Source organism: Streptomyces sp. 6-11-2 (genome assembly GCF_006540305.1).
Classification (GTDB): domain Bacteria; phylum Actinomycetota; class Actinomycetes; order Streptomycetales; family Streptomycetaceae; genus Streptomyces.
This window is the reverse complement of sequence record NZ_BJOR01000001.1, coordinates 5,814,907-5,834,204: the sequence shown is the minus strand read 5'-3', so window position 1 is coordinate 5,834,204 and position 19,298 is coordinate 5,814,907. Positions and strand designations below refer to the sequence as shown.

The 19,298-nt window shown below is 73.0% G+C and carries 19 protein-coding genes; 6 read left to right on the top strand and 13 right to left on the bottom strand.

The features are described 5' to 3' along the window. Window positions 1-60: 60 nt before the first annotated feature. Window positions 61-1,089, bottom strand: a complete 1,029-nt coding sequence (argC, locus tag TNCT6_RS25785; protein ID WP_141362624.1) for an N-acetyl-gamma-glutamyl-phosphate reductase — start codon at window positions 1,087-1,089, stop codon at window positions 61-63. An 85-nt stretch (window positions 1,090-1,174) separates the two neighbouring features. Here argC and TNCT6_RS25780 point away from each other — a divergent pair, with 85 nt between their 5' ends. After that, the gene (locus tag TNCT6_RS25780) at window positions 1,175-1,642 is read left to right on the top strand and encodes a DUF6314 family protein (protein WP_141362622.1); all 468 of its coding nucleotides are present in this window, start codon (window positions 1,175-1,177) and stop codon (window positions 1,640-1,642) included. A 66-nt stretch (window positions 1,643-1,708) separates the two neighbouring features. On the opposite strand, the gene TNCT6_RS25775 is transcribed toward TNCT6_RS25780, so the two are convergent. Next, window positions 1,709-3,154 (bottom strand): PLP-dependent aminotransferase family protein, encoded by a 1,446-nt coding sequence (locus TNCT6_RS25775; RefSeq protein WP_141362620.1) that lies wholly within the window; start codon window positions 3,152-3,154, stop codon window positions 1,709-1,711. On the opposite strand from TNCT6_RS25775, the gene TNCT6_RS25770 reads away from it, so the two are divergent. After that, window positions 3,153-4,067 carry a DMT family transporter gene (locus TNCT6_RS25770; RefSeq protein WP_141362618.1) on the top strand — a complete coding sequence of 305 codons (915 nt, stop codon included), beginning with the start codon at window positions 3,153-3,155 and terminating at the stop codon, window positions 4,065-4,067. The genes TNCT6_RS25775 and TNCT6_RS25770 overlap by 2 nt on opposite strands. 123 nt (window positions 4,068-4,190) lie before the next feature. After that, window positions 4,191-4,391, top strand: coding sequence for a DUF1918 domain-containing protein (locus TNCT6_RS25765; RefSeq protein ID WP_141362616.1), 201 nt, complete (start codon window positions 4,191-4,193; stop codon window positions 4,389-4,391). Window position 4,392: 1 nt separating this feature from the next. On the opposite strand, the gene TNCT6_RS25760 is transcribed toward TNCT6_RS25765, so the two are convergent. Next, complete coding sequence (locus tag TNCT6_RS25760; protein ID WP_141362614.1) at window positions 4,393-5,646, bottom strand: glycoside hydrolase family 10 protein; 1,254 nt, start codon at window positions 5,644-5,646, stop codon at window positions 4,393-4,395. 171 nt (window positions 5,647-5,817) lie between these two features. Between TNCT6_RS25760 and TNCT6_RS25755 the strand changes: the two genes are divergently transcribed. Then, window positions 5,818-6,690 (top strand): 3-hydroxybutyryl-CoA dehydrogenase, encoded by an 873-nt coding sequence (locus TNCT6_RS25755; protein ID WP_141362612.1) that lies wholly within the window; start codon window positions 5,818-5,820, stop codon window positions 6,688-6,690. 78 nt (window positions 6,691-6,768) lie between these two features. Here the strand turns inward: TNCT6_RS25755 and TNCT6_RS25750 are convergent, their stop codons facing one another. The 9 genes from TNCT6_RS25750 to infC form a co-directional block, all read right to left on the bottom strand. Further along, a complete protein-coding gene (locus TNCT6_RS25750) occupies window positions 6,769-7,314 on the bottom strand; it encodes an NUDIX domain-containing protein (protein ID WP_141362610.1) in 546 nt (181 codons plus the stop codon). 95 nt (window positions 7,315-7,409) lie between these two features. Next, window positions 7,410-8,750, bottom strand: a complete 1,341-nt coding sequence (locus TNCT6_RS25745; protein ID WP_141362608.1) for a transcriptional regulator — start codon at window positions 8,748-8,750, stop codon at window positions 7,410-7,412. Between the two features lie 519 nt (window positions 8,751-9,269). Then, on the bottom strand, window positions 9,270-11,783 hold the full coding sequence (gene pheT / locus TNCT6_RS25740) for a phenylalanine--tRNA ligase subunit beta (protein WP_141362606.1): 2,514 nt from the start codon (window positions 11,781-11,783) through the stop codon (window positions 9,270-9,272). Continuing rightward, window positions 11,783-12,904, bottom strand: a complete 1,122-nt coding sequence (gene pheS, locus TNCT6_RS25735) for a phenylalanine--tRNA ligase subunit alpha (RefSeq protein WP_141362604.1) — start codon at window positions 12,902-12,904, stop codon at window positions 11,783-11,785. The genes pheT and pheS overlap by 1 nt, the downstream gene beginning before the upstream one ends. Window positions 12,905-13,072: 168 nt before the next feature. Next, on the bottom strand, window positions 13,073-14,218 hold the full coding sequence (locus TNCT6_RS25730) for an ATP-binding protein (RefSeq protein ID WP_141362602.1): 1,146 nt from the start codon (window positions 14,216-14,218) through the stop codon (window positions 13,073-13,075). Window positions 14,219-14,268: 50 nt separating this feature from the next. Next, window positions 14,269-15,132, bottom strand: coding sequence for an RNA methyltransferase (locus TNCT6_RS25725; RefSeq protein WP_141362600.1), 864 nt, complete (start codon window positions 15,130-15,132; stop codon window positions 14,269-14,271). A 162-nt stretch (window positions 15,133-15,294) separates the two neighbouring features. Next, window positions 15,295-15,678, bottom strand: a complete 384-nt coding sequence (rplT, locus tag TNCT6_RS25720) for a 50S ribosomal protein L20 (RefSeq protein WP_014671645.1) — start codon at window positions 15,676-15,678, stop codon at window positions 15,295-15,297. A gap of 111 nt (window positions 15,679-15,789) precedes the next feature. Next, entirely contained in the window at window positions 15,790-15,984 is a 195-nt protein-coding gene (gene rpmI, locus TNCT6_RS25715) for a 50S ribosomal protein L35 (RefSeq protein WP_007829094.1), read from the bottom strand. A 111-nt stretch (window positions 15,985-16,095) separates the two neighbouring features. After that, window positions 16,096-16,746: a translation initiation factor IF-3 gene (infC, locus tag TNCT6_RS25710; RefSeq protein WP_141362598.1), complete on the bottom strand. Its 651-nt coding sequence runs from the start codon at window positions 16,744-16,746 to the stop codon at window positions 16,096-16,098. Between the two features lie 393 nt (window positions 16,747-17,139). Between infC and TNCT6_RS25700 the strand changes: the two genes are divergently transcribed. Further along, window positions 17,140-17,508, top strand: coding sequence for a DUF1844 domain-containing protein (locus TNCT6_RS25700; RefSeq protein ID WP_141362596.1), 369 nt, complete (start codon window positions 17,140-17,142; stop codon window positions 17,506-17,508). A gap of 47 nt (window positions 17,509-17,555) precedes the next feature. Here the strand turns inward: TNCT6_RS25700 and TNCT6_RS25695 are convergent, their stop codons facing one another. After that, window positions 17,556-18,308, bottom strand: a complete 753-nt coding sequence (locus TNCT6_RS25695) for an SseB family protein (protein ID WP_141362594.1) — start codon at window positions 18,306-18,308, stop codon at window positions 17,556-17,558. Between the two features lie 187 nt (window positions 18,309-18,495). On the opposite strand from TNCT6_RS25695, the gene TNCT6_RS25690 reads away from it, so the two are divergent. After that, window positions 18,496-19,233, top strand: a complete 738-nt coding sequence (locus TNCT6_RS25690; RefSeq protein WP_373996205.1) for a serine hydrolase — start codon at window positions 18,496-18,498, stop codon at window positions 19,231-19,233. Window positions 19,234-19,298: the final 65 nt, after the last annotated feature.

Sequence of the window (19,298 nt, the reverse complement as noted above, 5' to 3'; positions counted from 1 at the left end):
TGCGGCGCAGCGGTGCGGCCATCGTCCTTGTCTGCGGCACGGTGGCTGCACGTGCGTCGCTCACGGTGCGACTCCGATCGTGGAAAGTCCGAGTTCCTCGGGAAGTCCGAGGGCGATGTTCATGCTCTGCACCGCGCCGCCGGCGGTGCCCTTGGTCAGGTTGTCGATGGCGCTGATCGCGATGACGCGGTGCGCGGCGGGGTCGTACGCCACCTGGATCTGCACGGCGTTGGAGCCGTACACGGAGGCGGTGGCGGGCCAGCGCCCCTCGGGGAGGAGGTGGACGAAGGGCTCGTCGGCGTAGGCCTTCTCGTACGCGGCGCGCACGGAGTCGGCGGTGACCCCGGGCCGGGCCTTGGCGCTGCACGTGGCGAGGATGCCGCGAGGCATCGGCGCGAGCGTGGGCGTGAAGGACACGGTGACGCGCTCCCCCGCCGCGGCGCTGAGGTTCTGGATCATCTCCGGGGTGTGCCGGTGCAGGCCGCCCACCCCGTAGGGGGACATGGATCCCATGACCTCGGAGCCGAGCAGGTGCGGCTTGGCGGCCTTGCCGGCGCCGGAGGTGCCGGACGCGGCGACGATCACGGCCTCGTTCTCGGCGAGTCCGGCCGCGTAGGCCGGGAAGAGAGCGAGGGAGGCGGCCGTCGGGTAGCAGCCGGGCACCGCGATGCGCCTGGCCCCCGCCAGCGCGGCGCGGCCGCCGGGGAGTTCGGGGAGGCCGTAGGGCCAGGTGCCGGCGTGCGGGGAGCCGTAGAAGCGCTCCCAGTCGGCGGGGTCATTGAGCCGGAAGTCGGCGCCCATGTCGATGACGAGGACGTCGGGCCCCAGTCGCTCGGCGACGGCGGCGGACCGGCCGTGCGGCAGGGCGAGGAAGACGACGTCGTGCCCGGCGAGGACGTCGGGGGTGGTCTCCTCCAGGACGCGGTCGGCGAGGGGCGGCAGGTGCGGTTGCAGGGCGCCGAGCCGCTCTCCGGCGTTGGTGTTCCCGGTCAGGGCGCCGATCTCGGCCTCGGGGTGCGCCAGGAGCAGGCGCAGCGCTTCTCCGCCCGCGTATCCACTCGCTCCGGCGACCGCCACACGTACAGCCATGAACCCTCCTCCTCGATGGCATGACTATACGTATTCCTGCACGTTTATGCAACGGAATCAACGTCGGTCGTCGTACGGTGAGCGGGTGGAAAAGGGCGAGCGAGCGGCGGAGGGCCGGTTCCTGCCGGTGCCGGACGTGCTGGTGTTCCTGGCCGGGAACTGGCGGGTCCGGCGGTCGGTGCGGGATCTGGCGGACGGCGGGACGGGGGAGTTCACCGGTACGACGGCCTTCGGCGCCCTGGACGGCGGCGGGCTGCTGCACCGGGAGTGCGGCACGTTCGTCTGGCAGGGGGTGGCCCGGCCCGCCGAGCGGACGCTGCGCTTTCTGCCCGGGAACGTGCCGGGCACGGCCGACGTGCGCTTCGCGGACGGGCGGCCCTTCCACGATCTGGACCTGCGCTCCGGGCGGCACCTGGCCGCGCATCCGTGCGCGGCGGATCTCTACCGGGGCGAGTTCACCGTCCGGGACGCCGGGCACTGGCGCACGGTGTGGCGCGTGGGCGGCCCCGCGAAGGACCTGCTGCTGACGACGGACTACGCGCGCGAGGACTGAGCGAGGACTGAGGCCCCGGTACGCAGCCCGCCGCGGGTCCCGGCCGTCCGCTCCCCCGGCCGGCCGTCAGGGCAGCACCTCCGCGCAGGCCGCCCGCAGGCGGCGCACGCCCTCGGCGATCTCCGCCGTGCCGCCGACCGCGGCGAAGCTCAACCGCACGTGGGCGGCCGGGGGTTCGGCGCTGAAGTACGGGCGGCCGGGGGTGAGCGCGACGCCCGCGCGCAGGGCGGCGGCGGTCAGGGCGGCCTCGTCCGCACCGCCCGGCAGACGCGGCCACAGGTGGTAGCCCCCGGACGGGACGTGCGGCGGGGCGAGTTCGGGAAGGCGGCTCCGCAGCGCGGTGGTCATCGCGTCCCGACGGCTCTTCAACTCCGTGGCGAGCGCGCGCAGATGGCGGGGCCAGGCGGGAGAGCCGACCAGTTCGAGAGCGGCCTCCTGCAACGGCCGCGGCACGAAGAACGTGTCCACGACCTGGATGGCGCGCAGCCGTTCCAGCACCGGGCCGCGCGCGACCAGCGCACTCACCCGGAAGCTGGGCGAGGTGGCCTTGGTCAGCGAGCCGACGTGCACCACGACCCCGTCCGGGTCGGCGGCGACGAGCGGGGGCGGCAGGGTGCCGGCGTCCTCGTGCGCGAGCCGCCGTACGAAGTCGTCCTCGACGACGAAGGCGCCGGCCTCACGGGCCGTCCGCAGCACCCGCGCGCGCCGGTCGGGGGCGAGGACGGCGCCGGTGGGGTTCTGGAACAGGGGCTGGCAGACGAACACGCGGGCGCCGGTGGCCCGGAACGCGTCGGCGAGCAGTTCCGGCCTCACCCCCTCCGCGTCGACGGGCACGGGTACGGGCCGCAGCCCGGAGGACCGGGCGATGGCCAGCATGCCGGGATAGGTGGGCGACTCGACCAGCACCGGAGCGCCGGGCGGGGCCAGGGCGCGCAGGGCGGTGGTCAGCGCGGACTGGCCGCCCGCGGTGATCAGGACCTCGGCGGCGGTGACGGTCCCGCCCGGTCCGCCGATGTCCCGCGCGAACCACTCGCGCAGCTCCGGCAGCCCCTCCAGCGGCGGCCTCCCCCACGCCCCGGGACGGCGGCCGGCCCGGGACAGCGCGGCGGCCATGGCCCGCTCGGGCTGCAACGAGGGGTGCAGGTAGCCCCCGTTGAACTCGATCACGCCCGGCGGCGGGGCGGCCAGCGAGATCGTCACGCCGGAGGCGTCCACCGTGCGCGGTACGAGGTCGGCGGCGCCGTCCGCGCTGAGCGCGACCTCCTGCCAGGAGGTGTCGCCGGCGGGAGCGGCCGTCCCGCGCGCCGGGGCGCGGAAGGCGCCGGCGCCGGGACGGGTGACCACCAAGCCCTCGGCCGCCAGGTGCGACAGGGCCCGCGAGACGGTGACCGGGCTGACCCGGTACCGCTCGACGAGGACCCGGCTCGACGGGAGCTTTTCACCAGGTGAGTAGCGGTCCAGTTCCCGCCGCAGGCGTTCTGCGAGTTCGGTGACGCTGCTACGCTGTTGCATGAGAGCACAGAGTAGCGCTACCGCATCGACACCGATAGCAGTGGACGCCCCGGCCCGCTCGCGCGCCGGCACCCTTCAGGCGGCCCTCGGCGTGGTCGCCTTCTCCCTGACCTTCCCGGCCACCGCCTGGGGCCTGGAGGGCTTCGGACCCTGGTCCCTGGTGGCCGTGCGCAGTGTGCTCGCCGCCGTCCTCGCGGGCGGCTGCCTGCTGGCGCTGCGCGTACCGCCGCCCGCACGCCGGCACTGGCCCGGCCTCGCGGTCGTGGCCGCCGGAGTGGTCCTCGGCTTCCCGCTGCTCACCACGCTCGCCCTGGAGACCTCCACCACCGCGCACGCAGCCGTCGTCGTGGGCCTGCTGCCGCTCACCACGGCGCTGCTCTCCGCGCTGCGCTTCGGCGTCCGCCCCTCGCGCACGTTCTGGACGGCGGCGCTGGCGGGCGCGGCGGCCGTGGTGGCCTTCACCGTGCAGCAGAGCGGCGGTGCGCTGACCACCGCCGACGGCTACCTGTTCGGCGCCCTGCTGGTGTGCGCCGCCGGCTACACCGAGGGCGGCCGGCTGGCCCGCGTGATGCCGGGCTGGCAGGTCATCGGCTGGGCGCTGGTGGCGTGCCTGCCGCTCACCGTGCCCGCGGCCGCGCTCGCGCTGACGCACGAGCCCGTGCACCTGGGCGTCCACAGCGTGACCGGACTGCTCTGGGTCGCGGCGGGCTCGCAGTTCCTCGGGCTGGTCGTCTGGTACCGGGGCATGGCCGCCGTCGGCATCCCGAAGGCGAGCCAGTTGCAGCTGGCCCAACCCCTGCTCACACTGGTGTGGTCGGTGCTGCTGCTCGGCGAGCACCTCACTCCGGCCGCCCCCGTGACGGCCGTAGCCGTGCTCGTCTGCATCGCCGTCACCCAGCGGGCGCGCGGCTGACCGGCGCTCACACCGGTGCCGACCGCACACCGGCCCGGCGGCTCACCGGTTCGGCCGCGCTCCGCACCGTAGACTCGGAAGTCGAGGACCGCTGCTCCCGCACATGGTGAGGAGGCCCCGTAGATGCGCGCAACCGTGGGCGACCAGCTCGTCCAGCACGGCAGGGTGGTCGGTCAGCACGACCAGATCAGCGAAATCGTCGAGGTCATGGGCACGGAGGGCAACCCGCCGTACCGCGTCCGCTTCCCGGACGGGCACGAGGCCGTCATGTCACCGGGCCCCGACTGCCAGGTCCGCCACAAGAAGGAACACGAACACCACTGAGTCAGCGCGGGGGTCTCGCCGGCCGGCGGTAGTGGTCGGCGACGACCCTCGCCATGGCCCCGGTCGGATCGGCCGCCACCTCCTTCGCGGCGAAGAAGACGTGCCCGCGCACTTCCGGGTGCGCGGCAGCGAGGGTGAGGTGGCGGGACAGCTCGTCGGGGTCCCGCCAGGCCGCGCCCTGCGCGGGGTCGCCGGCCCTGTAGAGCGCCTCCCCCACGTACAGCCGCGTACGGCTGCCCCGTGCCGCCTCGGCCCACCAGGGCAGCAGGGCGGCGTAGTCGGCGGTGGCGAAGCCGATGGCCCAGTACAGCTGTGGGACGACGTAGTCGATCCAGCCCTCCCCGACCCACTTGCGGGTGTCCGCGTACAGGTCGTCGTACGTCTGCACGCCGGCCCGGGTGTCCGAGCCGCGCGGGTCGGACGAGGCGTTGCGCCACACCCCGAAGGGGCTGATCCCGAACCGGGTGCCCGGGCGGGTGGCGGCGACGGCCGCGGCCGTCTCGCGGATCAGCCGGTCGATGTTGTCGCGCCGCCAGTCGGCCCGGCCGGCGAAGGCGCCGCCGTACCGGTGGTGGGCGGCGTCGTCGTCGAAAGTCTGGCCGGCGACCGGATAGGGGTAGAAGTAGTCGTCGAAGTGGACGCCGTCCACCGGGTACCGGGACACCGCGTCGAGCATGGCCCGCTGCACGAACTCCCGGACCTCGGGCAGGCCGGGGTTGTAGTGGAGGCACCCGCCGTACCGGACCACCCAGTCGGGGTGCCTGCGGGCCGGATGGGAGGCGGCGAGCAGGGCCGGGTCGTCGTGCAGGGCGACCCGGTAGGGGTTGAACCACGCGTGCAGCCGCAGTCCGCGGGCGTGCGCCTCCGCCACGGCCGTGCCGAGCGGATCCCAGCCCGGGTCCCTGCCCTGCGTGCCGGTGAGGAACTGCGACCACGGCTCGTGGGGCGAGGGCCACAGCGCGTCGGCCGCCGGGCGCACCTGGAGGAACACCGTGTTGAGCCGGCGGCGCACCGCCACGTCGAGCAGGGCGGTCAGCTCGCCGCGCTGCCGGGCCACGCTCAGCCCGGTGCGGGAGGGCCAGTCGCGGTTGCGCACGGTCGCCAGCCACATGCCGCGCATCTCGGTGACCTCGGCGCGGCCCCTCCGGTCGGTGCCGGTGCCGCCCGTCGCGGTGGCCGCGTCGCCGGTCACCGCCAGGGTCGACAGCGCCGCCACGGTGAACGACCGCCGTGTCACCCGTGTCCCTCGGGCCATCCGGGCACTCCCCGTACGCCGTGGATCCGCACGGTCACGGATCGTTCACCGGCCCAGCATGCCCGACCCGGGCGACCGGTCACGGCCGCCACGGGGGTAACGTGCACGATCGGAGCAGGCACCGCACAACGAGCCGCCTGCCACAGCCGTAGGAACTGCGAAAGGGACGATGTGACCGGCATTTCGGGAGACATTGCACGCGTCGGAGTGGTGGGCTGCGGCCAGATGGGTGCGGGCATCGCCGAGGTGTGCGCCCGGGCCGGCCTGGAGGTGAAGGTCGCCGAGACCACCGGCGAGGCCCTGGAGATTGGCCGTACCCGGCTGTTCAACTCCCTGGCCAAGGCGGCCGAGCGCGGCAAGATCAGCGAGGCGGAGCGGGACGCGACGCAGGCCCGGCTGAGCTTCACCACCGACCTCGGCGAGTTCTCCGACCGCGACCTGGTGATCGAGGCCGTGGTGGAGAACGAGCAGGTCAAGACCGAGATCTTCCAGGTCCTGGACCAGGTGGTGACCCGGCCGGACGCGATCCTGGCCTCCAACACCTCCTCCATCCCGCTGGTGAGGCTGGCGGTCGCCACCGCGCGCCCCGACCAGGTGATCGGCATCCACTTCTTCAACCCCGCCCCGGTGCAGCAGCTGGTCGAGCTGATCCCGGCGCTCACCACCTCCGAGGGCACGCTGAGCCGGGCGCAGCTGTTCACCGAGAAGGTGCTCGGCAAGCACGCGATCCGCGCCCAGGACCGCTCGGGCTTCGTGGTGAACGCGCTGCTGATCCCCTACCTGCTCTCGGCGATCCGGATGTTCGAGTCGGGCATCGCCAGCCGCGAGGACATCGACAACGGCATGGAAATGGGCTGCGCCCACCCGATGGGCCCGCTGAGGCTGTCCGACCTGATCGGTCTGGACACGGTGGCCTCGGTCGCCCATTCCATGTACGAGGAGTACAAGGAGCCGCTGTACGCCGCTCCCCCGCTGCTCCAGCGCATGGTGGACGCCGGCCGGCTCGGCCGGAAGTCCGGCTCCGGCTTCTACACCTACGGCTGACCACGAGGAGCGACGGTCGGCGGGCCCGGCACCGAGACGGTGCCGGGCCCGCGTCGTTCGCACACCGTGTGCGCTCCCTCAGGACAGCGTGTCCTGCCCGGGCCTGAGGTGGTGCAGAAGCAGTAACGCGGCCGCCATGTTGGCGGCCGGGACCTGGCCGCGGGCGACCAGGTCGGGAACGAGCTTGAGGGGGACCCATTCCCGGCGGTCGGACTCGAAGTCGTCCGCCGGGTGTCCGACGTACTCGCCCTCGTCCGACCAGTAGATGTGGTGCCGGGCATCGGTGAGTCCGTTGGACGGCTCCACGCTCATGAGGTGGTGCAGGGGGCCCGGCCGCCAGCCGGTCTCCTCCTCCAGTTCCCTGGCGGCCGCGGCCGTGATGTCCTCGCCGTCCTCCACGACGCCCGCCGCGAGCTCCCAGCCCCAGCTGTCGGTGATGAAGCGGTGGCGCCACAGGAGGAGGACCTCACCCGCCTCGTTCACCACCGTGGCCACGGCGACGGGCCGCAGCCGTATCAGGAAGTGGTCGAGGTGCCGGCCGTCCGGCAACTCGACATCCGCGAGGTTGACGGTGAACCAGCGGTTTGCGTACACAGTTTGTTCGTTCTGTTTCGTCCACTGCACGGTTCTGCCACCTTCCGTCGGGTCAGTGGCAATATCGCAGCCGGACCGGTCCCGCAGCAGGCGCATGGCGAGCCGCCGGGAGCACCGCGCCGCCGTCACAGCGGTACGCGCAGGGCTCCGTCGATCAGTTCGGCCGCCTCGGCCGTGCCGGCGCTGCCGTTGCGCACCAGGTGCTCGCGCACCGCGCGCAGTCTGTCCCGCAGCCGCTGCGACTCCATCCCACGGGCCTGTTCGGCCATCCGCACGGCCGTGGCCACCGCTTTGTCGGCGTTGCCCCGGCGCAGTTGGATCGTGCTGAGCATGGCCAGTCGGTGCACCCGGCCGCGGTCGTGCGCGGGGTTGTCCACGGCGGCCGCGGCGTGCTCCTCGGCGGCGGCCAGCTCGCCGAGGCTGAGCAGGGCCTCGGCCACCTGCACGTTGACCAGGCCGGGTTGGACGTAGCCCGTCTCATCGGGTTCGTATCCGCGCCGGATGCGTTCGGCGGCGGACTCGGCGCGCCCGATGCAGGCCAGGGCGCTCGTGCCGTCGCCGAGGTGGGCGTAGGCCTTGGCCTGCATCGCGTACAGGTCGGAGGCGAGCGCGGGGGTGATGTGCTGGCCGGCGGCGCGCAGCGCGGCCTCGGCGAAGGCGACGGCCTGGCGGTACTCCCGCATGAACAGCGACTGGTTGACCAGCAGCGCGATCACATAGGCGCCGAGTCCCCGGTCCCCGCTGGCCTTGGCGAGCCTGAGTGCCTGGTGGAAGTAGCGCTGGGCCAGGCCGTGCGCGTCGGAGTCGTAGGCGCAGATGCCCACGATCGCCACCAAGGCGCCGGTGGCGCGGTGCAGTTGGCGGCCGGTGGCGTCGGTGTAGCTGCCCCGCAGCAGCGGGGTGGCCTCGACGTTGAGGAAACCCACGACACGGCCGCGGGTCGCGACGCCGCCGGCCTTGCGGTACATCTGCTCGTAGTGCGTGCGGGCGGCGCGCAGCATCTCGATGTCGGACGGGGTGACCCGGTGCCGGCCACCGCGGGAGACATCCACGTCCTCGGGCGGGTTCTCCCACTCCCACACGGGCATGACGGCGGGCGTGCCGGTCACGGCGGGGGCTCCGAGGAGGTGCGGGCGCTGCTGCTCGTCGGATCGCCACAGGGCGGTGGCGCGTTCGACGAACCCGGACAGCGAGGTGCCGTGCGGCGCGGAGGGCTCGCCGGGCACACCGAGGCCGATGTCGTCGAGCGTGACCGGCCGGTGCAGCCGGCCCGCCAGCACCTCGCAGATCAGGTCGGGCACCTGGCCGCGCGGTCGCTGGCCCTTCAACCACCGGGCCACGGCGGTGTGTTCGTACCGGAGCGCGAGTCCGCGGGCCCGCCCCTCCTGGTTGACGTGCGCTGCCAGGCCCGCGTGCGAGATGCCGGCCTCGTCCAGGATCGCGTCGAGCAGTGTGTTGGGCTGCATGGGTGCCCCCCGGTGGCTCTGTGGCGACAGCGTAGTGCGTTCGCCTTCACACGGGGTGTGAACGGAGCACGCGCATCCGGGCTGCACGCGCGCTGTCGCGGAGAGTCCCCACCCGGTTGACTGAACCGCCTCCTCCAAGAGGCCGTCCGGGCCGCCGGCTCCCCCTCGAAAAGTACGGCGGCCCGGCACGGCGACGCTCCGCGAGATGACCGGCCTTGCCGACCCGGGCGGACTCAAGCAGGGGCGCGGGGAACCGCGCGACCAGCCACCGGCCACCCGACAACCGACCCGCCCCACCGAGTGGCCCACCCCCGTCGACCGAGGCCGGCCCAAAAAAGGGGCGCGGGAAACTGCGCGACCGGCCACCGGCCACCCTCACCCGACAACCGACCCGCCCCACCGAGTGACCCACCCCCGTCGACCGAGGCCGGCCCAAAAAAGGGGCGCGGGGAACCGCGCGACCGGCCACCGACTGCCCGCAGTCGGCGACGGACTCGCAGTCCCCCCGCGCTTGACCCGTCAGCTGCGCAGTACCGCCCCCGTGCGCGACGCGGCCAGCGCCACCGCCGCGTCGCGGGCGGCGGACGCCTCGTCCACGGTCAGCGTGCGGTCCGGCGCGCGGAAGCGCAGCGCGAAGGCGAGGGACTTGCGGCCCTCGCCGAGCTGCTCGGCGTTCTCGTAGAGGTCGAACAGCCGGATGGACTCCAGGAGTTCACCGGCACCCTCGCGCAGCGCGGCCTCGACGTCGGCGGTCGGGACCGGCTTGTCGACGACGAGGGCGACGTCCTGCGTGGCGACCGGGAACGTGGAGATGCCCGGCGCCCGCGGGGTGTCGTCGCCGACCTGCTCCAGCACGTCCAGGTTCAGCTCCATCGCGCAGGTGCGCTCGGGCAGGCCCAGTGCCTTGACCACGCGCGGGTGCAGTTCGCCCGCGTGGCCCACGACCCGCTCGGCGCCGTCCACCGTGACCGCGAACTCGGCGCAGCGGCCCGGGTGCCACGGACCGTACTGGCCCTTGCGCACGATCGGTTCGGCCCCGGTCTCGCGGGCCACGGTCCGCGCGGCCTCGACCGCGTCGGCCCAGTCGGCCGGGCGGCCCTTGCCCCACCAGCCGGTCTGCTCACGGGCGCCCGCGAGGACCACGGCCACATGGCGCGGCTGCTCGGGCAGCGCCGCGTTCAGCTCCGCGATCTCCTGGTCGGTGGGACGCCGGTCGATGGGCGGCTGGGCCGCGACCCGCTGCTCCTCGCGCGGGTGGAAGACCAGGCCGGTCTCGAACAGGGCGAGATCGTGGCTGCCGCGGCCGTCGTTGCGGCGCAGCGCGCCGAGCAGGCCCGGCAGCAGCGTGGTGCGCAGCGCGGGCTCCTCGTCGCTGAGCGGGTTGACCAGCCGGACCACACGGCGCGCGGGGTCGCCGGGCTCCAGGCCGAGCTGGTCGAAGACCTGCTCGCCGACGAACGGGTAGGTCGGCGCCTCGACGTAGCCCGCGCCGGCCAGCGCGCGGCCGACCCGGCGGTGCAGCCGCTGGCGGTGGGTGAGGCCGCGGCCCGAGGGGAGCCTGGGCAGCGTGGAGGGCAGGTTCTCGTAGCCCTCCAGGCGGATGACCTCTTCGGCCAGGTCGTTGGGGTCCGTCAGGTCGGGCCGCCAGGAGGGGACGGTGACGGTCAGCTCGTCCTGCCCCTCCACCTGACAGCCGATCTGCTGGAGCCGGCGGACGACGGCCTCACGGCCGTAGACGACGCCCGCGACCTTGTCCGGGTGGTCGGCCGGCACGGTGATCGTGCGCGGAGCCGCGGGCGCGGCGACCTCGGTGACACCGGCGTCGGCCGTGCCGCCCGCGAGCAGGACCAGCAGGTCCACCGTGCGCTGGGCCGCGGCGGAGGCGGCCTGCGGGTCGACGCCCCGCTCGAAGCGGCGGGAGGCCTCCGAGGACAGCTTGTGACGGCGGGCGGTGCGCGCGATGGAGACCTGGTCGAAGTGCGCGGCCTCGATGACGACCTCGGTCGTCGCGCTCTCCGTGTCCTCGTGGTCGGCGATCTCGGTGTTGGCGCCGCCCATGACGCCCGCGAGGCCGATGGCGCCGCGCTCGTCGGTGATGACGAGGTCCTCCGCGTGCAGCGTGCGCTTGACGCCGTCGAGGGTGGTGAACTTCTCGCCCTCCTCGGCCCGGCGCACGCCGATCGTGCCCTGGACCAGCTTGCGGTCGTAGGCGTGCAGCGGCTGGCCGAGCTCCAGCATCACGTAGTTGGTGATGTCGACGGCGAGCGAGATCGGGCGCATGCCCGCCTTCTGGAGGCGGCGCTGGAGCCAGATCGGGGAGCGGGCCTCGGGGTCGAGGCCGGAGACGGTGCGCGCGGTGAAGCGGTCGCAGCCGTGCGGCTCGTCGATCCGCACCGGGTAACCGAAGGCGTTCGGGGCCGGTACGTCGAGCAGGGCGGGGTCGCGCAGCGGCAGGCCGTAGGCGATCGCGGTCTCGCGGGCGACGCCGCGCAGGGACAGGCAGTCGCCGCGGTTGGCGGTGACGGCGATGTCGAGGACCTCGTCGACCAGCTCCAGCAGCTCGATGGCGTCCTTGCCGACCTCGGTCTCGGGCGGCAGCACGATGATGCCCTGGCTGCCGTCGTCGCCCATGCCCAGCTCGTCGCTGGAGCAGATCATGCCGTGGGAGGTCTTGCCGTAGGTCTTGCGGGCGCTGATCGCGAAGCCGCCGGGCAGCACGGCGCCCGGGAGGACCACGACGACCTTGTCGCCGACGGCGAAGTTGCGGGCGCCGCAGACGATCTCCTGCGGTTCGCCGGTGCCGTTGGCCTGGCCGACGTCGACGGTGCAGAAGCGGATCGGCTTCTTGAAGCCCTCCAGCTCCTCGATGGTCAGCACCCGGCCGACGGCGAGCGGCCCCTTGAGGTCGGCGCCGAGCTGTTCGACGGTCTCGACCTCGAGGCCGGACGAAATGAGCTTGGCCTGGACGTCGCGCCCGGTCTCCGTCGCCGGCAGGTCGACGTACTCCCGCAGCCAAGAAAGCGGGATCCGCATCAGATCTCCATCCCGAACGGCCGGGTGAACCGGACGTCACCCTCGACCATGTCTCGCATGTCTTCGACGTTGTGGCGGAACATCAGCATCCGCTCGATGCCGAACCCGAAGGCGAAGCCGCTGTACTTCTCCGGGTCGACGCCGCAGGCGGTGAGCACCCGCGGGTTGACCATCCCGCAGCCGCCGAGCTCGATCCAGCCCTCGGAGGAGCAGGTGCGGCAGGGCCGGTCGGGGTTGCCGACGGACTCGCCCCGGCAGACGTAGCACACCATGTCCATCTCGGCGGACGGCTCGGTGAAGGGGAAGAAGTTCGGCCGCAGCCGGGTCTTCATGCCCTCGCCGAACAGCGACTGCACCATGTGGTCCAGGGTGCCCTTGAGGTCGGCCATGGTCAGGCCCTCGTCCACGGCGAGCAGCTCGACCTGGTGGAAGACAGGTGTGTGGGTGGCGTCCAGCTCGTCGGTGCGGTAGACGCGGCCGGGGCAGATCACGTAGACCGGCAGCTCGCGTTCGAGCAGGGAGCGGATCTGCACCGGCGAGGTGTGCGTGCGCAGGACGACAGCGGACTCGCTGCCGCCTTCGGGGCCCTGCACGAAGAAGGTGTCGGCCTCGCCGCGGGCCGGGTGGTCCGGGCCGATGTTCAGGGCGTCGAAGTTGAACCACTCGGCCTCGGCCTGCGGGCCCTCGGCGACCTCGTAGCCCATGGCCACGAAGACGTCCTCGATGCGCTCCGAGAGCGTGGTCAGCGGGTGGCGGGCGCCGGCCGGTACGCGGTCGAACGGCAGCGTGACGTCGACGTCCTCCTCGACCAGCACACGGGCGTCCCGCTCCGCCTCGAGCTCGGTCTGACGGGCGGCGAGGCCCTTGTTCACCGCGCCGCGGGCCATGCCGACCCGCTTGCCGGCGTCGGCCTTGGCGTGCGGGGGCAGGGCGCCGATCTCGCGGTTGGCGAGGGAGAGCGGGGAGGCGGGGCCGGTATGGGCGACCTTGGCCTCGTGGAGCGCGTCGAGGGAGTCCGCGGCGGCGAAGGCGGCGAGCGCCTCGTCCCGCATGCGCTCGATCTCTTCCGGTTTCAACGCCTCGACCTCGACAGGGTCGTACGACTTATTGGGTGCCGACATCTCTTCCCGTGCTTCCGATTGGCTGGCTGGAGGTCCCCGTCACCGACTCGCACCGACTCGCACCGACTCGCGGACAGATCGTCACGGTTTTCGGGACACAAAGGTGCCAAAGGCCGAGTCTAACGGGGCCGGGGAAAGCGAATGCGCCCGTGGGTCCTCGGCGGGTGCTCAGAGCAGGTGTGCCGGGGTGCCCACGGGCAGGGTAAATCGGATCTCCGCGCCGCCGCCGCGGGCGCGGCCGACCGTGATGGTGCCGCCGTGGGCCTCGACGATGCCCTTGACGATGTAGAGCCCGAGTCCGGTCCCGCCGCGCTTGCTGCCCCGCCAGAAGCGGGTGAAGACACGGTTCATGGACTCCTCCGGAATGCCGGGTCCCTCGTCGCTCACCGTGACCGACGTGGCGGTGTTCCCCGCGTCGTCCCCTTCCCGTGGGGACGGCGCCGGCGTGACATCGATGGTGACGGATCCCTCGCCGTGCCGCACGGCATTTTCCACGAGGTTGCTCAGCACCTGGTCGATCTTGTCGGGGTCGGCCCACAGCTCGGGCAGCGGCTTCTCGACGCGCACCAGGAACCGGTCGGCGGGCTGGCCGGCGGCGACGTACGCCTGGACGTGCCGCCCGACCGCGGCGCCCATGTCGACGGGCTGGCGGCGCACCTCCAGGCGGCCGGAGTCGATGCGGGATATGTCGAGCAGTTCGGCGATGAGCCGGGTGACGCGGTCGGCGTCGGCGTCGACGGTCTCCAGCATCAGCCGTTTCTGGTCGTCGGTGAACCTCTCCCACTTGGCGAGCAGGGTCGCCGTGAAGCCCTTGACGGAGGTCAGCGGCGAGCGCAGCTCGTGGGCGACGGTGGCGATCAGCTCGGCGTGGCTGCGCTCGGTGCGGCGGCGGGCCTCGGTGTCGCGGAGGGAGACGACGACACGGCGGACCGGGCCGGTGGGGTGGGTGCGGACGTACTTCGCGCAGACGAGAACCTCCCGGCCCCCGTGCAGCAGAAGGTTGCGTTCGGGCTGGCCCACCCGGATGGCCAGGCCGCCGTAGGGGTCGGTCAGCTGCCACCAGCGGCGCCCCTCCAGGTCCTCCAGCGGCAGGGCCTTCTCCAGGGGCTGTCCCAGGGCCTGGTCGGCGGGTACGGCGCTGATCCGGGCGGCGGCGGCGTTGAAGCAGATGATCCGCCCGTGCTCGTCGGCGATCACCAGGCCGTCGGGCAGGTCGTCGGGGTCGATGCCGAGGCCGACGGGATCGTCCTGCCGGGGCGCGGGTGGTCGTCGCGCGTCCCGCGCTCCGGGCGCGCGACCGGTGCCGACACTCATCCCCTCACCCCACCTCTCAGCCGGTGCAGCAGGCCCCCGGGCTGGTCACCCTACTGGTTGCGGGTGGCGGAGCGGCATCCTCCGGAGCCTCGCTGCGCACGGGCCGACGCGTACAGACATACGGCGGCGGCGGTCGCGAGGTTCAGGCTCTCGGCCTTTCCGTGGATGGGGACGCGTACGACGGCGTCGGCGAGGGTGCGGGTCTCCTCCGGCAGGCCCCAGGCCTCGTTGCCGAACACCCACGCGGTGGGGCCGCCCATGGTGCCGTGGTCGAGCTCGTCGTCCAGATCGTGCTCGCCCGCGCCGTCGGCGGCGAGGATGCGCACCCCGGCGTCCCTGAGCGCGGCGACCGCCCGCTCGACGGGGACGCCGACGGCCACGGGCAGGTGGAACAGGGAGCCGACGGAGGCCCGGACGGCCTTGGGGTTGTAGAGGTCGACGGAGGCGTCCGTGAGGACGACCGCTTCGGCTCCGGCGGCGTCGGCGCAGCGCAGGACGGTGCCGGCGTTGCCGGGGTCGCGCACATGGGCGAGGACGGCGACGAGCTTCGGGCGGGCCGCGACGATGTCCTCGAAGGGGGTGTCGAGGAACCGGCACACGCCGACGAGCCCCTGCGGGGTGACGGTGGTGGAGATGTCGGCGATGACGTCGTCGGCGGCGAGGTGGATCCGGGCTCCCGCGGCGCGGGCCGACCCCACGATGTCGGCGTACCGCTCGGCGGCCTCGACCGTGGCGAACAGTTCGACGAGGGTGGGCGTGTCGCCGGCCCGGTGCGCCGCCGCCTCCCGCACGGCCTGCGGCCCCTCCGCGAGGAACAGCCGCTCCTTGCCCCGGAAGTTCCGCTTGGCCAGCCGCCGCGCTGCCGAGACGCGGGGCGAGCGGGGGGAGATCAGGTCAGGGGTGGCGGGGGCCATGGAGAGCTTCACCTTCGGTAGGAACGTTCCGCCGCGACGGCGGTCAGCCGGCGGCCCCGGGCGGCGCCGGACGTGCCTCGGGCACCGCACGGCGCACATACGACGGACCCGCAGGCAGAGCCCACGGGTCCGTAGGATCGCGCCGGCCGGGCCGGCGCTGCGTCACGCAGCCTTGGGCGCGTTGACGTCGCTCGGCAGGGCCTTCTGCGCGACCTCGACGAGCGCGGCGAACGCGCTGGCGTCGTTGACGGCCAGCTCGGCCAGGATCTTGCGGTCGACCTCGACGTTCGCGGCCTTCAGACCCTGGATGAAGCGGTTGTACGTGATGCCGTTGGCGCGGGCAGCGGCGTTGATGCGCTGGATCCACAGCTGGCGGAAGTCACCCTTGCGCTTCTTGCGGTCGTTGTAGTTGTAGACCAGCGAGTGGGTGACCTGCTCCTTGGCCTTGCGGTACAGGCGCGAGCGCTGACCGCGGTAGCCGGAGGCCTGCTCGAGGATCGCCCGGCGCTTCTTGTGGGCGTTGACTGCCCGCTTGACGCGTGCCACTTGATTAACTCCTTGTAGCGGGGCCGTGGTTGTCCTCACACGGCCCGGAAACGATTGGGTCCCGGTCCTGACGTACGGCGCGCGGAGATCGGACGATCACGCGCCGCCGCGTCACTTGCCGAGAAGCTTCTTGATCTTCTTGGCGTCGCCCGGGGCCATCTCGGCGTTGCCGGTGAGGCGACGCGTCAGACGGGACGACTTGTGCTCGAGCAGGTGGCGCTTGCCGGCGCGCTCACGGAGCACCTTGCCGGAGCCGGTGACCTTGAAGCGCTTGCTGGCACCGCTGTGCGACTTGTTCTTCGGCATAGCGCCGTTCTCTCCTCGTAGGTGGCGCTCCGGTGCCCGGTCGCGAGAACCGGGCACGGTAGGAGCGTCGCTCTTGTATCGGTTACATCCTGGGACGTGGGGTCCCGGGGGTCACGCTTCGACGTGCTCCTCGGCCGACTCCTCGGCCGGCGCCTCGGCGTCCGCGGCGTTCTGCGAGCGGCCCGGGTTGGCCTTCGCTTCGGCCTTGCGGGCCTCCTGCGCCTGGCGGGCCTCGGCCATCGCCTCGGTCTTCTTCTTGTGCGGACCGAGAACCATGATCATGTTGCGGCCGTCCTGCTTCGGGTTCGACTCCACGAAGCCGAGGTCCTGGACGTCCTCCGCGAGCCGCTGCAGCAGCCGGTAGCCCAGCTCGGGCCGGGACTGCTCGCGACCACGGAACATGATCGTGATCTTGACCTTGTCGCCCTGCTTGAGGAACCGGACGACGTGACCCTTCTTGGTGTCGTAGTCGTGCGGGTCGATCTTCGGCCGGAGCTTCATCTCCTTGATGACCGTGTGCGCCTGGTTCTTGCGCGCCTCACGGGCCTTCATGGCCGACTCGTACTTGAACTTCCCGTAGTCCATGAGCTTGCACACGGGCGGACGGGCGTTCGCCGCGACCTCGACCAGGTCCAGGTCGTACTCCTGCGCAAGCTCCAGTGCCTTCGCAAGCGGCACGATGCCGACCTGCTCGCCACTGGGACCGACAAGTCGCACCTCGGGAACGCGAATCCGGTCGTTGATGCGGGGCTCGGCGCTGATGGATCCTCCTCGGTTAGCACCACGCGACGGTCTGGCGGACAGCCGCGTACTCTGTGTTCGACAGACCTAACCGCGCCGAAGCACGAAAAATGCCCCGGACGATCACAGGCGGGGCTCCTCGAACTACCGGAGCAACCGCCGCGATGGACGCGGGGCGCACTTTCGGACGGATCGCCACCGCTGGGGCGGACCCGTCTGACCGGTGACCCGCCGCCCCGGAGGGCGGTCAGGTGGGAGTTCGAAGCCTCCACTTGTGGGCCGGGCCCGTATGCCTGGGCATACACGTCCAGCCGGTCGTCACTCAAGGTTAGCAGGATCCATGGGGAAGGGCTAATGCAGGATGTCCAGGGCTCCCTGCGGGAGCCCCCTCGTCCTGCACCTATCGTGTGGGGCATGAGTGAGACCTCCCCCTCCGGCCCCGCCGAGCAGCCCGACTTCGACGCCATGACCCGCGACATCGCGGAGGTCCCGGCGGTCGAGGTGATCGTGACGGTCGCCGTCAACCTGATGAGCGCCGCCGCCGTGAAGCTCGGTCTGACCGAGGAGGGCGACGAGCACAAGGACCTGGACGAGGCCCGCAAGCTGGTGTCGGCGCTCGCCGGACTGCTGGACGCGAGCGCCACCGAGATCAGCTCCTTCCACGCGGCGCCGCTGCGCGACGGCCTGAAGTCGCTGCAGCTGGCCTTCCGCGAGGCCTCGCTCGTCCCGGACGAGCCGGGCCAGGGCCCGGGCGAGAAGTACACCGGGCCGATCTACGGCTGAGCCGCTCCCGCGGATCCCCGTTCCCCACCCGGCCGATCACCGCTGCGTCACGCAGCCGAACCCCTCTCCTTCACGTACAAGGGCTCGCCAGGCGGCGTCGCCCCGGCTGGCAGCAGTGCCAGGTCGAGGCCGCGCACCAGGCGGGCCCTCAGTGTCTCGCTGGCGGCGAGCCGCGCGGCCACGGCGCGGGCGGTCTCGGCCGGGGCGGTGGGGACGGACGGGTCGAGCACCAGTGCCAGGGTCCCGTCGGCCTGCCCCCGCCCGAGGTGGGCGCGCAGCACGGCGGGCTCCGCGGCGACGGCCTCCCGCACGGCGGTGACGACGGCCGGGTCGGCCAGCGGGTCGGTCGTCGTACGGCCCTCGGCGAGGGCGAGCAGGGCGGGGCCGGTCAGCTCGAACGGCACCGGTCCGGCCATGTCCAGTACCACCGTGTCCGCCTTCTCGTGCGCGGTGGCCTCCAGGACCTGGTGCAGCCGCACGGCCACGGGCCGGGCGTCCGGGTCCCAGCGGGCCAGGGAGTCGGTGGAGGTGAAGGCGGGCAGCGCGGTGCGGTGACCGGCCTTCAGGGTGGGTACGGCCATCTCGCTGGTCTTCTCCCGGCGCAGCCCGTTCTCGTCCTCCTCGACCTCGCCGAGGACGGCCACCACGGGCACGAGCAGCCGTGCGCTCCTGAGCGCCTCCAGGACGGGTCCCACGGCGGTGCGGTCCTCGGCCCAGGCGGCGAGCGCCGCGCTCAGCCCGGGGTCGACGGAGCCGTCGTCGTCGGAGAAGCCGGAGTCGGGAATGTTCTTCTTCGCCACGGTGCCGACCCTATCCGGGGCCGTGCCCGCTCCCTCAGGGTCCCCTGGCCCACGTCCGCCGCGGCTCCCGCGGGACGTTCGGGCCCCGTATCGTCGGCGGCGGACGGGCCGCGCGCGGGGAAACGGTGGGGGAGGACGGGGACGCGCGCGGGGACGGCGGCAAAGGACGGGGGCCGCGAGTGGGGAGGTGGCGGTGGGGACGGCGAGCGATGGACCGGTGCCCGTGCCGGTGGCGGCGACCGGGGGCGCGACCGTGGCGGTGGCGGCCCGCCGTCTCGGTTCCGGGGCGAGCGCCGGATACGGCGACGCCGTGTTCGACACGGCGAGCATCGTCAAGGTCGGCATCCTGGCGGCCCTGCTGCTGCGGGCGCAGGACGCGGGGCGGCGGCTGACCGGGCGGGAGAGGACGTACGCCGCCGCGATGATCGAGCACAGCGACAACGACGCGGCGTCGGCACTGTGGCGGGTCATCGGCGGCGCGGACGGCCTGGACGCGGCGAACGAGCGCTTCGGACTCACGGGGACCACCGGCGGCGACGGTCCGCTGTGGGGTCTGACCCGGACCACGGCCGCCGATCAACTCGTCCTGCTCCGGCAGGTGTTCGGCGGCGCCGGCGCGGAACGCTCGGAGCTGGGCGAGGCCTCGCGGACGTACCTTCAGGGGCTGATGGGACGGATCGCCCCGGGCCAGGACTGGGGGGTGTCGGCCGCCGCCGACGGCTCCGGGTGGGCCTTGAAGAACGGCTGGCTGCCGCGCGGTACGACCGGTCTGTGGGTCGTCAACAGCATCGGGCGGGTGACGGCCGGCGGCGACGACTACCTGGTGGCCGCCCTGTCCAGCGGCAACCGGACGAAGGAACAGGGCATCGCGCTGGTGGAGGCGGCCGCCCGGGCGGCGGTGTCGGCGTGCGGCCGGAGGGCGTGATCCGGGCCTCCTCGGCCGGACGGTCCGGGGCTGCGGCGGAAGATCGGGGCCACGACCGGAAGGCC